Source organism: Streptomyces sp. NPDC127117 (assembly GCF_042677325.1).
GTDB lineage: Bacteria > Actinomycetota > Actinomycetes > Streptomycetales > Streptomycetaceae > Streptomyces.
The window spans coordinates 11,531-27,246 of record NZ_JBHXTM010000053.1; the positions used below are offsets into that span (position 1 = coordinate 11,531).

Annotated in this window: 11 protein-coding genes and 1 pseudogene; 2 read left to right on the top strand and 10 right to left on the bottom strand. The window is 67.4% G+C overall.

All coding sequences use genetic code 11. The annotated features are described in order from the left end of the window. Window positions 1-4 precede the first annotated feature (4 nt). The 6 genes from ACFVH0_RS32920 to ACFVH0_RS32945 form a co-directional block, all read right to left on the bottom strand. Window positions 5-1,264, bottom strand: a complete 1,260-nt coding sequence (locus ACFVH0_RS32920; protein WP_385826247.1) for a hypothetical protein — start codon at window positions 1,262-1,264, stop codon at window positions 5-7. A gap of 468 nt (window positions 1,265-1,732) precedes the next feature. Then, entirely contained in the window at window positions 1,733-2,170 is a 438-nt protein-coding gene (locus ACFVH0_RS32925) for an NUDIX domain-containing protein (protein ID WP_385826249.1), read from the bottom strand. 30 nt (window positions 2,171-2,200) lie between these two features. Further along, entirely contained in the window at window positions 2,201-2,992 is a 792-nt protein-coding gene (locus ACFVH0_RS32930; RefSeq protein ID WP_385826251.1) for an SDR family NAD(P)-dependent oxidoreductase, read from the bottom strand. Continuing rightward, the gene (locus tag ACFVH0_RS32935; RefSeq protein ID WP_385826253.1) at window positions 2,973-4,091 is read right to left on the bottom strand and encodes a hypothetical protein; all 1,119 of its coding nucleotides are present in this window, start codon (window positions 4,089-4,091) and stop codon (window positions 2,973-2,975) included. The genes ACFVH0_RS32930 and ACFVH0_RS32935 overlap by 20 nt, the downstream gene beginning before the upstream one ends. Further along, window positions 4,088-5,995 (bottom strand): nucleotidyltransferase domain-containing protein, encoded by a 1,908-nt coding sequence (locus ACFVH0_RS32940; protein ID WP_385826255.1) that lies wholly within the window; start codon window positions 5,993-5,995, stop codon window positions 4,088-4,090. Before ACFVH0_RS32940 ends, ACFVH0_RS32935 begins: the two co-directional genes overlap by 4 nt. A 118-nt stretch (window positions 5,996-6,113) precedes the next feature. Further along, on the bottom strand, window positions 6,114-6,299 hold the full coding sequence (locus ACFVH0_RS32945; protein ID WP_385826257.1) for a hypothetical protein: 186 nt from the start codon (window positions 6,297-6,299) through the stop codon (window positions 6,114-6,116). A 564-nt stretch (window positions 6,300-6,863) separates the two neighbouring features. Here ACFVH0_RS32945 and ACFVH0_RS32950 point away from each other — a divergent pair. Further along, the gene (locus tag ACFVH0_RS32950) at window positions 6,864-7,889 is read left to right on the top strand and encodes a tetratricopeptide repeat protein (RefSeq protein ID WP_363068770.1); all 1,026 of its coding nucleotides are present in this window, start codon (window positions 6,864-6,866) and stop codon (window positions 7,887-7,889) included. 661 nt (window positions 7,890-8,550) lie between these two features. Then, entirely contained in the window at window positions 8,551-10,752 is a 2,202-nt protein-coding gene (locus ACFVH0_RS32955; RefSeq protein ID WP_385826259.1) for a P-loop NTPase fold protein, read from the top strand. Between the two features lie 595 nt (window positions 10,753-11,347). Here the strand turns inward: ACFVH0_RS32955 and ACFVH0_RS32960 are convergent. The 4 genes and pseudogenes from ACFVH0_RS32960 to ACFVH0_RS32975 form a co-directional block, all read right to left on the bottom strand. Continuing rightward, entirely contained in the window at window positions 11,348-12,277 is a 930-nt protein-coding gene (locus ACFVH0_RS32960; RefSeq protein ID WP_350979680.1) for a hypothetical protein, read from the bottom strand. A 512-nt stretch (window positions 12,278-12,789) separates the two neighbouring features. Beyond that, window positions 12,790-13,566, bottom strand: a pseudogene (locus ACFVH0_RS32965) (ABC transporter ATP-binding protein); the annotation flags it as partial. Further along, complete coding sequence (locus ACFVH0_RS32970) at window positions 13,563-14,528, bottom strand: FecCD family ABC transporter permease (protein WP_385826303.1); 966 nt, start codon at window positions 14,526-14,528, stop codon at window positions 13,563-13,565. The gene ACFVH0_RS32970 and the pseudogene ACFVH0_RS32965, both read right to left, overlap by 4 nt. A 56-nt stretch (window positions 14,529-14,584) precedes the next feature. Further along, window positions 14,585-15,640 carry an ABC transporter substrate-binding protein gene (locus ACFVH0_RS32975; protein ID WP_350979675.1) on the bottom strand — a complete coding sequence of 352 codons (1,056 nt, stop codon included), beginning with the start codon at window positions 15,638-15,640 and terminating at the stop codon, window positions 14,585-14,587. Window positions 15,641-15,716 lie beyond the last annotated feature (76 nt).

The following is a 15,716-nucleotide window of genomic DNA, read 5'->3' on the forward strand; positions in this document are numbered from 1 at the left end:
TGAACTACCTCTGCGGGCCCGGCCTCGCCAACGAGCACACCGACCCCCACCTCGTCGCCTCCTGGGACGGCTTCGCCCCCGACCCCGGCCGCGACCCCGCCGGCACCCTCGCCCAGCTCGCCACCGCCCTTGACCTGCGGGTCAAGCAGGCCGGCCACAAAGCGCCGAAGAGCCACGTCTGGCACTGCTCGATCCGCGCCGCTCCCGAAGACCGCCACCTGACCGACGACGAGTGGGCCACCATCGCCCGCCGCGTCCTCGACGCCACCGGCATCGCCCCCGCCGGCGACCCCGACGCCTGCCGCTGGGTCGCCGTCTGCCACGCCGACGACCACATCCACATCGTCGCCACAAGGTCCGAGGCGACCTCCACCCGCCCCGCAACTGGAACGACTTCCTGCACGCCGACAACGAGCTCGTCGCCATCGAGAAGGAATACGAGCTGTGCCAGGTGCCGCGCGGCGACCGCACCGCCGCCAAGCGCCCCACCCGCGCCGAGCAGGAGAAGGCACGCCGCACAGGGAACACCCGGACCGCACGCGAGCACCTGCGCACCATCGTCCGCACCGCCGTCTCGGCAGCCACGACCACCGAGGAGTTCTTCCGGCTCGTCGAGGGGACCGGCGCCCTTGTCGACGTCCAGTACTTCCCGTCCGGGGACGTCCGCAGCTACAAGGTCGCCCTCGACAGCGACACCAACGCCCAGGGCGAGCCGGTGTGGTTCTCCGGCTCCACCCTCGCCCCCGACCTCTCCTACCCCAAGATCGCCGAACGCCTCACGGCCACCGAGGCAACTCCGCCGGAACGGACCGAAGCCCCGGCTTGGCGACGGCTCGCCTTCGCCATCGACCAGACGCCAGACCACCTCGCCCACGACGAGGACGAGACCGGACAGGCCCACATCACCGTCCTCGCCGAAGCCCTCGACGCACTCCCCCTGATCACCTCCACCGGCCTCCGGCCACACCTCATCCAGGCCGCCACCACCTTCGAACGCGCAGCCCGGTCCCGCATCCGTGCCCAGCACCAACAGGCCCAGGCCACCCGCCGAGCGGTGAAAGCGATCCTGCGTGAACCCGCCCCGAAGGACGGCGTCCTCCTCGCAACCCTCCTCGACGCCCTTCTCCTGGCAGTCGTCGCCGCCCAGCACTGGCACCGCACCCTCGACCACCAGCAGCAGGCCGAAGCCGCCCGCCAGGCCGCCGACCACCTCCACGCCGCCTACCGGGCCGCAGCCACCGAGCCCCTGACCGCGCTCCACCACCGGGGCCAGAATCTCGCCCAGTGGCTGCTGAAGCGACAGGACGCCGCAGTACGCCAAGCGCTACCCGGCCTGGCCGAGCAGATCTTCACCGAACCCGGCTGGCCCGCCCTCGCCGCCACCCTCAACGACGCCACGACAGCGGGCCACGACCCCGCCGCGCTCCTCACCCAAGCCGCGCGCCACCGAGAACTCGACACCGCCACCAACCTCAGCGAAGTCCTCACCTGGCGCCTGAACCGCTTTCAGAAACCGGCAATCGAGAAGCCTCTGGCCGCCAAGGCCGCAGGGCTCGTCCAGCCCGGCTCCGCCCCCCGAGCCCCACGCCGACGGCTTCCCGCCCAAGGAGTCGGTGACGCGGAGACCGCCCAAGCAACGCACCCTCACGTTCATGCAGCAGTACATGGGAACGCCGTCAGGGCCGGCTCATCTCAGTGCCGGTCCTGGCGGCGTGTTGATGTACTCGAAGGCTCAGAGCGATGCCCCGGCTCCAAGGCTTCCGGCGCTGATGGCTCCCCGCAGGACGTGGGCGATCTCCTCGGGCTTGAGGTCGATGCCGTCGAGGCCCTCCATGGTCAGTGGGATCTCCTCCAGCGCGTATTCGCCTCGGCCTTCGGCGCTGAACTCGGGACCGGTGCGGTCGTCGAAAGACCAGGTCGCGATGCGGGCGAGGTAGAAGAGCTGGCGCTCGTCATCGGACTCCATCGTGTGGAAGAGGCGGACGATGTCGGCCTTCCCCGCGATCTCCTCGTGGATCTCCCGATGGAGGGCGGCCTCGCGGGACTCGTCGCTGGGTTCGACGCCGCCGCCGGGCAGGACCCAGTACTCGGGGATGCCGGGCCTGGTGCGGCGGATGACCAGCATCGTGTCGTCCGCGGTGACGAGGACGGCACGGACTCGTTCGATCATTTCGGTTCGTCTCCTTGCTTGTTGACGGTCTCAGTGCAGCAGCCAGCCGCCGTCAACGTGGACGGACTGCCCCGTGATGAACGAGGCGGAGGGGCCTACGAGGAACGCCACCAGAGCCGCGACGTCCTCGGGCCTGCCACGGCGCGGGACGCACTGGCGCTTGATCTGGTCCTCCGGCCGCGCACGGTGCCGGGCGGGGAGGGCGTTCTCGGCCTCCACCTGGATGGCCCCGGGCATGACAGTGTTGACACAGATCCCGTACGGGCCCAGTTCGCGGGCGAGGGAGCGGGTCAGGCCCAGCAGTCCGGCCTTCGCGGTGCTGTACGCGACGAGGTTCGTCCGGCCGGCGCGGGCGTTGACGCTGCCGATGTTCACGATCCGGCCCCAGCGGCGTTCGATCATGCCGGGGGTGAGCGCGTGGCAGGTGCGGTAGTGGGCGGTGAGGTTCACGTCGAGGGAGTAGTTCCAGGCGGTCTCGTCGGTGTCCTGCCAGGTGACGCGGGGGTAGGAGCCCGCGTTGTTGACCAGGATGTCGACGGGTCCGATCTCGGCGCGAACGAGGTCGGCCATGGTCCGGACGGAGTTTGGGTCGGACAGGTCGGCGTTCACCGCGATCCCGGGGCTGCCCGCGCGCTCGAAGGCTGCAAGGAGAGTGTGGGCGTCGAGGTCCTGGCCGAGGTGGTTGACCACGACGGTCGCTCCGGCGGCGGCGAGTGCCCGCCCGATCTCGGCGCCGATGCCAGTGGCGCCGCCAGTGACAAGAGCGTTGCGGCCCTGGAGCGGCCGGGTCCGGAGAGGGGTCTCAAGCAGAGGAAGGGACATCGCTGCTCCGTTCTCCCGGGTGGGGTTGAGGGGCCGGTGTGGTGGTGAAGAAGGTGTCGAGCGTCGTGTGCGGGTCCTGGCTCTCGGCGAGCTTGATCAGGACGAGCAGGAGGTCGTGTCCGGTCAAGCGGGTGGGCAGGATGACCCCGAGGAGGCGAAGGGCGAGGAAGGCGCGGATCTCCTCCAGGTCGCTGCCGTTCTCCCAGTGGAGGCCCTCCAGGGCGCGGGTGATGGCTGCAGTGCGGCCGGGGCCGGTGTTCCAGAAGTACCGGACGTCGATGTGCCGACTGCTTCGGTGCAGTTGCAGGCGTTCGATGTGCGGGCAGGCCAGGGGCGGCAGGGCGAGGCGGAGGGTGCGGGCGTACACGTCCGGCTGGTAGCGGGGGACGAGCCAGCCGCCCAGGGCCATCAGGTACCAGAGCAGGTTGGCTGCCTCGCCCGCGACGGTGTTGCGGCCGGCGAACTCGAAGTCGAGCCAGCACAGCGGGTCGGCGATGTTGGGTTCCGTGGGGTCGCCCTGCGTCAGACCGGCGAGCCAACAACGGTCCGGAGTCAGGGCCTGGCGGAGGCGGTCGATGGTATCGGCGACGTTCAAGCTCAGCGGTCTGCCGTTGGCGGTGATAGTGAAGTCGGCCAGCTCCCGGAGAGTGAGGGTCGTACCGGTGTAGGGCAGGGCGAGCGACAGGTCATGGCGCAGGTACCAGCGGTCCAGCCGGCCACCGGGCCGGATGCGGTCGAGGTAGAGGTCCGGGACGCACTCGGCCAGCCGCACGCTCTTCCCGGTCTCCTCGGCCGCTGCCCGCAGGTCGGCGCAGACGCCGTCCACGAGGCGGTCCAGGCGGGGCTGGACCGCCGGATCCCGGTCTGCGAGGGCGATCACGTCGCCCATGAGTAGCTCGCACCGGCCGGTGGCAAAGACGTCCTCGTAGGCGAGGAGCTGCCTGTCCGGTAACGCGATCTGTCCGCGGAAGGCCGGGACTGCGATGCGAGAGGCAAGCCGTGCCCATCCCTTCGCCTCGGCTTCGGCCTGCTCGCGGGTCGCCACCGGCTTGTTGAAGACACCGGCCGTGGCTGCGGCTCGCCGGGGGATCGCGTTCACCGTGTCTCCCCGGGGAGGGTGTCCAGCCAAGCCTGGAGAACGAGGCGTGCGAGCGCTTCGGCGTCCGGCCGCTCGGTACAGGCGGTGGTCACCAAGCTCGTGTCCTGCCGCTTGGCGTCGAGGAGGACGGTGAGGGCGTCGCTGTCGGAAGGGCACTCGATCCCGCAGAAGCGGAGCTGGATCTTCGCGAGCAGCGCAGTGACCTTGTAGAGGGCGCGGAGGTCGGGTGTTCCCTTGAGGAGCTGGCGGCGGATCTCGACGGCGGCCTGGATGCCGTCGCGCAGGCTCACGGCGACGTCGGTGGCCGCGTCCGGAGCAGGCAGGGCCAGTCCGGGGGTGGCCCACAGGGGGACCAGAGCGCCGCTGCCGATGAGTGCGAGGACATGGAGGAGCCGGGAGGTGACGGCGCCGGCCCGGCACTCGGCCCGGGTCAGCACGGTCATGCCCAGCTTGACCCCGCCGAGTTCCGCCTCCAGATCCGCGAGGATCTGGCGCATCTCGCCGAGGGAGGAGGCGTCGGCCACGACCAGGACGTCGAGATCGCTCCAGCCGTGCTGGTACTTGCCCCGGGCGCCGCTGCCGGTGACCGCCAGCAGGTCGATCAGCGGGCGCAGGCCGGTGGTGCGGTCGAGGAACTCGGAGAGGTACGACTCCAGGTGCACGGGGAGTCCGAGCGCGTTGACCGGCATGGTGGAGGGCTGGTGCTCCGGCCAGCGACGGTCGAGCGCCATGCGGTCCAGCCGCCGCTCCAGCATCAGGCGCGGCCCGTCGTTGTCGATGACCTCGTGGGCGATGGAGACAATCTTGTCCGCACCTCGTGCGCTCTTGACGAGGTCACGGTCCACGACGTCCTGGGTCCCGGCGGTGCCCTGCCGGGTGCGGGTGACCTCGGAGGCGTCCAGGTAGGCGATGGTGAGCTGAGGTCCGAGCATCCGGGCGAGTTCGGCGGTCGAGTCGAAGTCGTGCAGCGACTCGATGCTGACGGAGTCGAGGAAGTGGTGGGCCTGGCAGAAGCGGTCCAGCGCATCCACGATCAGCTCGGCCTGCACGACCGACCCCAGCCGGTACGGGTCGTGGATCCCGGCCCGGCCGGCCGCTTCCTCGATGAGGTACCCGATCTTGAGGCGGGCGTGGCCGTGCTGGGTGCGCAGGTACTCGCCGGCCGTGCTCTTGCCGCTCTCCGACATGCCACCCAGCGCGGTGACGTGTACTCCGGCCAGGGCCCTGCCGGGTACCTCCGGGTGCAGGGGTGCGAGAAGCTGGCGCGCCTCGTCCTGGATGGCGATGGTGGGCCGGTCGCCGATGCGGATCGCCATCGGGAAGCGGCCGTCGTCGACGAGCCGGTTGATCTGCTCGTGGAGGTGGCGCTGGTACGCCGCATAGGTGCCGGTGACAGTGACCTCGTGGGCCAGGCTCCGGCGGGTGCCTTCCTCCGGGTCGTCGCAGTGCAGGAGGACGAGGGCGTACTCGCCCTTCTCTGCGGACCTCAGGTCGGTCTCGTACGGGGCCAGCAGGAGCCGGGCCCGGTCCGCGGCCTGCTCGGCGCCCAGGTCCTCCCGTACGGCGACCGTGGCGGCGACGGACGCCTCCAGCATCGGGATGCCCCGGTCCAGCAGGCGCACCGGCGCGGAGAAGGGGTGCCGGGAGCGTTCGAGGTAGGAGGTGGTGAGGACGTCGGCGACCTCCTCGACCGGTCCGGTCTCGAACCACCAGCGGGCCATGCCGTCGGCCTTGATGGCGGCCCAGCGCGGGTCGTAGTGGTCGAGCGGGCCCGCGGAGGTCGCGGCCGGGCCCATGCACCGGGCGAGGATTCCGATCTGCTTGGTCTTCCCGGTGTTGTCGGGGCCGCTGAACGCGACCGACACGGGGAGGGGATACGTGTCGCTGTTGTACGGACTGGACATCGGCTTCCCTTCACTGGTGATGCGGAGAGGGGGACGTCGGTGAGGCACCGTGGACGGCCTGCGGCGAATGAGGTGGGCTCCGGCCCCGGCCGGGGATGACAGACCGAGGCCGGAGGGTCTATACGGGGCCGTCGGTCGGCGGAGCGTCCTCGGCGCTGAGCGTCGGCTGCGCCAACGGGACCTGTGCGGAGGAGTGCCCGGTGTGGGCCAGAAGGCCGGCCGCGGCGAGCCCGGCGGCCGTTCCAAAGGCCCAGATCCAGCTCAGGACCGTCTCCAGCGGGTCGGATAACGGGGAACGGCTCACCGGATCGCCTCTCGTACGGCGGGGTGCTGTGCCGCACCGGGCCGTCGCGGAGGCGGGATCGTGCGGGGCCGTGCGCTGTCCGTGGGCATCTCCACCGTCGGGTCCTCTCACGTGTCCGGGCAGGCGCCAACAGGCCCTGAACGGGGCCTGTTCGAGCCATTCGGAGATCTGCGGGGTGATGTTCAGTGAACGGCGGGCCGCGCTCCCGGGACAGGGCCCAGGATGTAGTCCTGCGTAATCCCGCGTAATCCAGGTGGGGAGGGTGACGGGGTGCCGAGGAACCCGGCCGTCGCGGAACTGATCAAGCGGGCCTGCCAGGAACGAGGCTGGGGGCCTTCGGAGTTGGCACGCGCCCTCGGCCTCGCCGAATGCGGCGACCCGCGCCGCCTGCAGCGTCAGCACGCCAGGCGGTGGATAGAAGGCGAACGAACCCCCGGCCACTGGTGGCCCTACATCGCACAGGTGCTGGCACTGGATCCCGAGGCGATCAACCTCCCGGAGCCCACGCCTGCGGCACCCCACACAGATACCGTTGCATCAGTCCTGCACCTGGGAAGGAGCGACGTGGAACGCCGGGAGTTCATCCTCGCCTCCAGCGGATACGCGCTGTCCGCACTCGGCCTGCCCGACATGGACAGCATCACCCGCCGAACCAAGACCGCTCTTCCCGGAGCCATCCGCGTCGGCCAGGGCGAGGTGGCCGCCGTGCGGCACATGGTCAAGGCCCTCGGCGACTCCGCCTCCGAACTCGGTGGTGGGCACGCCCGCCACCTGGCCGTCCGCTACCTCACCCAAGACGTCGCCCCCTGGCTGGAGGGCCACTTCACCGAAGCCACCGGCCGCGACCTATTCGCCGCCACCTCCCAGCTCGTCCACCTCGCCGGTTGGATGGCCCAGGACGAAGGCGACACCCCCGAACTACGCGGCCTCGCCCAGCGCTACTACGCCCACTCCTTCCGCCTGGCCGCCGAGGCCGGCGATCCGGAGCTGTCAGCGACGGCTCTCCGCGGCCTTGCCGTGCAGTGCGTCGACCTCGGCTACCGCGCCGAAGCCGTCCAGCTCGGCGAAGCCTGCGTGGAGTACGGTCACCAGCTCGACAACCCGCGGGCCGTCGCCTACTACGAGGCCACCCTCGCCAACGCCGCCGCCCAGGACGACGACCGTCGCATGGCCACCAAGCACCTCGCCCTGTCCGAGACCGCCATCGGCAAGCCGACCGCCGCAGCCGGCGACTCCTGGGCCGCCCACTACTCCCCCGGCCGCTGGGCCCACGAATCCGGCATGATCCTCTCCCGCCTCGGCGACCTCGACGCCGCCGAGGAACACCTACACCTCGCCCTCGACATCCACGGCCTCGACCGCCGCCGCACCCGCGCCATCGTCCTCGCCGACCTCGCCGGCGTACGCCTCCGCCAAGGCGACGTCGACGGCGCCATGGCCACCTGGCGCGACTTCCTCGACTGCGCCGACGGCATCCGCTCGGTGAAGGTCCAAGCCGCGCTCCAGGACATGCGCGTCCGTCTGCGCCGGTACAACGGCGTCCCCGAGGCTCAGGAACTCCGCGAGCGGGCAGCCCGCGTCACGGGCTAGCGAACGCCCGCGCATAGCAGGTGAGGTGAGAGACATCGGTCAACGGCGGATGCCGGGGGCAGGCGCTCATATGCCCGACGAGGAGCTCAAGGACCTTCAGATCGGCAGCCCTCCTGGTTATGCACTACATCGACCATACGGGCGTCCAAGCCACCTTCGACGAGATCCTCCACTGCCGGACACACAGGGAGCGCGAGGCCGCCGCGGGCCGGACCACCCCCGAACGCACCTCCGACCGCGCACGCCAGGCACCCGGTCCGAGCCCGGTAGAACCTCACCTACTTCAACAAGTCGGCTCGCTCCGCTCGCCGCGCGCTCCCTGGCTCACCGCCGGGGCCCGACGCTCCTGCCTCCGGCCCGCTCTGGCCCCGGCTACGCCGGTCGCGCGGCTGGAGCGAGCACCATGGTGGGGAGAAACCCGCTGTGGCTGGGGCGGTCGGCTCCACGGCTTTAGCCACCTCCCCGGTTCGGGTCCCGCGTCGAGCAAGACCAGGGGGCCACTCGTTCAAATTCCGGGCAGGATCACAGCCTGCCCGAGTTGCCAACCAGCGTACGGCCCCCTGATCATGCTCGACCCCAAACCGGGCAGGACACCGGCCAAACCCGCTCCGCCGACCTCAGAGAGCCGGGATCGCCCGCACACGCGGGAGCAACCTCAGAGATGCCGATCCTCACACATGGGCGGATCTTGGATGCCACACTTGGGCGACTCTCCTCTGAAAGAACGGCGGCGGGAATGAGCGAAGCTGACAACAACGACAGCCCTCTTGTTTCTGGGGACGACCCCATCACGCGAGAACAGGACGACCTACTAAACCGGAGTTCCTTGGCATCTGCCCTTGCAGAGGAAATAGTGGGAATGAACGCCGACAACGGTGGCGTTCTGGCAATTACTGGGCGGTGGGGGACCGGTAAGACTTCCCTAGCCAACCTAGTCGCCAATAAGCTTGACCAGAACGAGACGGTTCGCACTATCCGCTTCAACCCATGGTTTTTCGCGGGCACCGATCAACTAATGGGCTTCTTCTTTACCGAGCTGGCCAGCCAGCTCCAAGATACAGAGAAGAAGATTAGTCGGTTCAGGAAGAGAAGTGTCTCGATAGCCGAAAATTTCACACGCTACTCTGCAGCACTGTCGCCTCTGAAATTCATACCCTTCGCTGGGACAGCCCTCGGTGCCACACAGGGAATATCATCCGGAGTTTCCCAAGCGTTCGGCCAACAAGCTTCCGTTCACGAACAGCGTACCGAGATTATCAATTCTCTCAATAAGCTGGACGGGCGCATCGTGGTGCTCATAGATGACATTGATCGACTTTCCCATGGAGAGATTAGAGACCTACTCCGATTGGTTCGACTGAACGGCTCTTTCCCTCGGATCATCTATGTCCTCTGCTTTGATCGAGCCGTAGTTGAAGCGGCACTCGATAATGAAGGAATCGACGGATCGGCCTACCTCGAAAAAATCGTACGCACATCAGTGGAGGTGCCACCAGCTACTGACGAGTCCATAGCCGACCTGCTCATCCGCGGCATAACCGAGTGCCTGCGAGATATACCTGCCGGGCCTCTGGATGAATCAAGATGGGCGGATGTATTTTGGCAGGTGGTACGCCCCCTGTTTTCCACCTTGCGGGAAATCAAACGCTTCCTATCCTCTCTTTCGCTTACAGTGCGATCCGTAGGCGAAGAATTGGGAATCGTTGACCTGATCGCTCTAGAAGCCATTCGAGTGCAGCGCCCACGAGCTTATGACCTAATCTCTCAAAGCGTGCCAGTACTTACAGAGACCCATGGCCCCTTCGGGCGTGACGACGGACTGCGCGCAAGACACACACCGACTGTACAGTCGATAATCAAACTCCTCCCAGATGACGTGGGAGGAAGTGTCATCAGGCTCATTTTTCCCGCTGCGCAACTGTACACAGAGAACGTGTGGCACGGAAACAAATCTGAGCAGACGTGGAAACGTGACAGGCGGGTAGCGCACGCCCAAATGCTCAAGTATTACTTCCATCGTGAACTCCCTGAGGGCACAACGCCGAGCGCCCAGGTTGACGTCATCGTTCACGCCCTCGGCGAAGAGGATGGCCTGAGGACGGCACTATCCAGCATTCCGGATGAACTCCTGGAAGATGCTCTCGATCGCCTACTAGCGCACCTAGCCTCGGTACCCTATGAGATTATTCAGCCGACAGTAATCGTACTCCTCGAAATGTTGCCCCGACTCAGAGTCGAACCGCAAGGATTCTTCGACCCAGGGGCCGACTACACCGTGCTGCGTCCAGTATTGAGATTGATGGAGCAGGCGGAGGACCAGGAAAATGCTGATCTGATAGCGCGAGGGGTCTATGATGCAACCAGCACCTTCTACGCGCGCCATCGTTTCATCGAGCTACTAGGAGAAAGGGCGAGCTCCCAATCTCGGATCATTTCCCCTGAGCTTGAAATGGAATTGCGTGACCGATTGCGCGACGACTTGTCTTCGGCTCCGGCAGATATCCTTGAGCACGAAAGAGAATTGCTGCGAACGGTCGTTCAAATTTTGCCGCGAGAGGAGAACGGCAATGATTTGCCGCTCATCGAAGCAGCAGAGAATCCGCACGTGGCAGCGCAGCTACTTTCGACTGGACTGACAACAGCCAGGAGCCAGACTATGGGAAGTGTTCAAGTACACAGGGAGGACAGACTGGCTTGGGATACGCTTCTGCTGGCATTTGGCAACGAGGAGAGATTTCGGAGTTCCATTTCCCAAATGCAGGCTTCTATTACTGCCGGAGAGATGGAATCCAACGACCGACTTTCCCGTGCACTGGTGCTCTTTGAAAAGTACTCTTCAGGCTGGCGACCTGAGAGATTTTAGAACTGCGACTGTCGGTCGAGGCCGGCGCATGACCGCAGCACAGCAGTTGCACGTCATGCGCCAGCTGGGCCCCGAGCTCAACACCACCGAAGAGCACCTGCAAGCGAAGCGTGGCCGAGGGTTGTGGCGGTGGCCGGCTGTCTCGCACAAGTCAGGGTCTCGAGCGGCCTGGACGTACTCGCGGCACTGCACAACACCAAGTCCGAGGATGCAGAGACGGTCGCACGGGCCAGCGAGCATGTCCCCGCAGTCCCAGCACCAGATGAGCACCAGAAGGCAGGGTAACCAGCGGTCAATGCGGGGCAGCGGACAAGTGCCACTACCGTGCCCTAGTCGGCCATTTTCCCTGCTCAGAAGCTTGGGGCCGCAAGATGATCTGTGATTCCCAAGCTCAGAGCGCGAGTTCGATTCTCGTCACCCGCTCCATGATGAAGGCCCTGGCCAGAGACCAGGGCCTTGTTTGCGGTCGACATCGCGCGACGCGAGACCCGCCACCGCAGCCTTCGGCTTCCACACATTCGTCACTGCGCCCATCGCGAAGTCAGCGTCATCGAGATGGTCACCACCAGGAACCCTGTTCATCCCTCCTGGGCCATCAGGGGCCCGGCTTGAAGAGCTCGAAGACGGGCAGGTGGCTCGCCCAATTGCTGCCAAACAAAGCCATGAGTATCAACACGGACCAGGCGGTTCCTACGGCAGCCATCGCCATGTCCGGCAGGCCGAGGAAGGCCAACCCGACAACGCCTCCAGCGATCAGCACAACTGCGGCGGCTACCCGTAGCAGCTCTCGGTCGCGGACCGGCTTCTTGCCCTCCAGCAAAGGCTCAGGGAGGAGCGCTCCAATGCGCCCGTCCACATACTGTTCGGCGATCGTCGCGACCAAGCCGGCGATCTCGCTAAGCGCTTCGGCCTGGGGCCTGTGATCCAGAGCAGCTTCCGCCTCGCGCAGCTTGGCCACCACCTGGCCGGCATGGGCCTTCAGCTCTCGCCGCCGGGGAGACAGGAAGGCGACTGTTCCCGAACGGCGATGCGCTCGCATCACGTTCCCTTCGAGACGGCGCAGTGCGGTCCCCACGGCGAAGAGCTTCTCCGGCCGCTGAGCGTGGCTGGCGCCATGTGCTTCCGCGCAGGCTCGAATCGTTGCCCTGCACGCCGAGGTGAGCTGGTTGCGGACGAACGGAAGACCGGCGCCTCTCGTCTTCACACACAGCTTCACGAGCAGCGTGACCAAGATGGCCCAGGCTGCCAGCCAGTGCCAATGTGGCTCCCGCCCGCGGTAGAGACCCAGCACAATCACGAAGTACACGACCACGACGTACGCGAGCATGACCGCAGCAAGCATGAAGAAGAACCACGGGAGATCCGCCGCGGACGCATGTCTGAGAGCAACCTTCATTCGCAGTGGGATGGGCCACCATCCATATCCCAGCCGATCAAGGTCAACGCGAAGTTCAGCCACCGACTCCTCGCCCCAGCCCCGTACACGCCGTCCCCACCGCGCCCGTAACGAGATGTTCAGACTCATGGCCGCGAGCATGCCACCTGGCACCGACAGCGGCAGTACGTCACTGGTGCCGACCGCAGGGCGCCATAGCCGAGCAGGAAGGAAGGGCGTGCCACAGCGTGCCAGTAGGGGCAGTAAACAGCGGTCAACAGCAGGCAGGGAAAGACGCCACCCACTTTGCTGGTTGGACTCATTTCCGCAGGTCAGGACCCAAGTAGTGGCCCGAGCGCCAGGGAATTCCCAAGCTCAGAGCGCGAGTTCGATTCTCGTCACCCGCTCTTGCAAGAGGGCCCAGGTCAGCGACCTGGGCCCTCTTGGTTGTCTGGACGTTTCTAGGTGTCACGCACCACCTCTGCACCACCTGCCCCCTTCTCCTGCTGCGCGTGTTCACTTTCTCGGGCGGCCTGCACCATCCGGTTCAGCCCGCCGGCGACCTCCCTCTGCCGCTCGTGGTCGGAGTGCGGGTAGATGAGCGCGGCCTTCTCGGGCGACGGCCCGGCGCGCACCATCGTGTCCTTGGGCGTCGCCCCGGATCGAGTCGCCGCGAGCGGGTCCGCCTCGTACGTGACCCGGATGACACCGTCCGGGTGTCGTTCGGCGCGGGCGCGGACCCCGAAGACCTCGAGAAAGAGGTCCGGAGTGAGGACGTCGAGGACCGGGCCCGCGGCGATGACACAGCCGTGGTGGAGGACGACGAGGCCGTCGCAGAGCCGGGCGGCCAGGTCGAGGTCGTGCAGCACGGCGAGGGTCGTGATGCCGGTGTTCCGGATCAGGCCGAGGAGTTCGAACCGGGCCCGGATGTCGAGGTGGTTGGTCAGTTCGTCCAGGACGAGGAGCTCCGGGGCCTGGGCGAGGGCCCGGGCGAGCAGGACGCGCTGGCGCTCGCCGCCGGAGAGGGCAGAGAAGTCCCGGTCTGCGAGCGATGCGATGCCGCAGCTCTCCATCGCCCCGGCGACGACGCGCCGGTCGCTCTCGCCGTCGCGTCCCAGCACCCCGTGGTGCGGGGTGCGGCCGAGCGCCACCGTCTCGGCGACGGTGAGGCCGCCCGCGCCCGCACCGTCCTGGAGGACGGCGGCGGTGTGCCGGGCTGCGGCCCGCGAGGAGAGCCGCCACACATCCCGCCCGCCCACCTCGACGACCCCCGCGACGGGCCGCAGCGAACGGTAGACGGCACGCAGCAGGGTGGACTTGCCGCTCCCGTTGGGGCCGACGAGGCCCACGATCTGGCCTGGCAACACGTCAAGTCCGACGTCGTGCAGGACCGGGGTGTCGTCGAGGGTGACGTGGAGGCCGTCCACGGTGAGTCTCATGCGGCGTCGAGCCCCTTGTTGCGGCGCAGCAGCCAGAGGAAGAACGGTGCGCCGAGCAGTGCGGTGAGGATGCCCAACGGCAGCTCGTTGGGCCGGTTGACGGTACGGGAGAGCAGGTCGACCAGTACGAGGTAGACGGCCCCGAGGAGTGCGCTCAGCGGGATCAACCTGCGGTGGTCGGCGCCGAGGGCGAGCCGTACCAGGTGCGGGATCATCAGGCCGACGAAGCCGATTCCGCCCGCGACGGCGATGACGGTCCCGGTCAGGAGTGCGCTCACCACGAGCAGCACCGCTCGGGTGCGGTGCACGTCCACGCCGAGCGATGTCGCAGACTCGTCCCCGGCGAGCAGTGCGTTCAAGCGCCGCCCGAAGAGGGCGAGCAGCGTCGCCCCGAGCGCCACCACGGCGGTGACGGTGGGCAGTTGACTCCAGCGGGCGCCGGAGACGCTGCCCAGCATCCAGAACATGACGCCGCGCAGCTCGTTCGGTGTGGCCCGCAGTTGCACGAAGCTCGTCGCCGACAGCAGCACGTAGCCGACCGCGACCCCGGCGAGCACGAGCCGCGTGGGCGCGAGCCGTCCCCTGCGTTGTCCGAGCGCGAAGACCAGCATCCCTGCCAGGAGTGCCCCCACGAACGCCGCTCCGGAGACGCCGAGTCCGCCGAGCCCCGCCCCGCCGAGCGTCATCACGAGGACCGCGCCCAGCGAAGCTCCGTGCGAGAAACCGAGGACCGTGGGATCGGCGAGCGGGTTGGTGACAAGGGTCTGGAGGACGGCGCCGGAGACGGCGAGTCCCGCCCCCACGACCGCCGCGAGGACGACACGCGGGGTGCGGAACTGCCAGACGATCTGGTCGAGGGCGACGTCGTCCACGGGCCCCCGGCCGGTGACGTGGTGGACGAGGACCGTCCACACGTCACCGACCGGCACGTTGACCGTGCCGATACCGACGGCGAGGACCATCGAGACCAGCAGCGCGACGGTGAGCACGAGGACGCAGGCCCACAACGGGAAACGGCTCAGAAGACTTCGGGGTGCAGCATCCTGGCGATCTTCTCGACCGCCATGTCGTTGCTGGGGCCGAGGTACATCGAGTCGGACAGCACCACGAACTTGTTCTTCTTGGCTGCGGGCCACTGGGGGAACTCCTTGAGCAGCTTCTTCGCGTATGCCGTCGGGTCCGAGTCGTTGTAGCTGACGACCACGAGGGCGTCCACGTCGGTGGCGGCGACCTTCTCCTTGCTGAGGTCGGCGAAGGAGGTCTTCGACGCGCTAGCGAAGGCGTTGCTGCCGCCGGCCTTGGCGAGGATGTCGTTGTAGATGCCGTGGGCGGCGACGGAACTGAAGTCGTTGCCGCCCATGGTCATGTTGGAGAAGACGACCATGACCTTCGGCTTCTTCGCGTCGCCGACCCTCTCCGCCACGTCGGCGATGTTCTGCCGTTCGGTGGCGACGAGCTTCTCGGCCCTGTCCTCGACGCCGAAGGCCTTGCCCATGTCCCGCAGCAGTGTGTAACTGTCGTCGATCGTCATGTTCAGGTTGTCCTGGCCGCAGCCCTCGGGCGAGACGTAGGTGCGCGCCCCGATTTCCTTGAGCTGCTCGCGGGTGGCGAATCCGTTCTTGGCATCGAAACCGTAGGACATGGTGGAGAGCACGAAGTCGGGACGCAGGCCGATCATGGCCTCGCGCGGGATGTCGAAGGCGTCGTTCGGCTTCACACCGCCCGTGGGCAGCTTCTTTATCTCCTCGGCGCGCCCGGGGACTTCGGACATGCCGTAGGACTGCTGGTTGGAGACGATCCGGTCCCCCTGGCCGAGGGCGAGCAGCGTGGACACCTCGGCGACCGAGGCCCCGTTCATCACGACGACCCGGCTGGGGGCCCTGTCGAACTTCTGGTTCAGCCCGCAGTTCTTGAGCGTGACGGGGTACTCGCCCCGCGCGGCGGGGGACGCCTTCTGGGCGGCGCCCGTCTTCTTGCCGTCCGCGCCGGAGCCGGAATCCGATTCGGAACAGCCGGCCGCGGCGAGACACAGGAGGGTGGCGAGGGCGATGGCTGCCGGCCTGGGTGTCGGCATGGGGTTCTCCTCGGTGATCAAGTGGGCGCGTCAAGGCGCTGTTGCAGGAGTCGGGGGCAGGGGCGGGGAAGTTCCC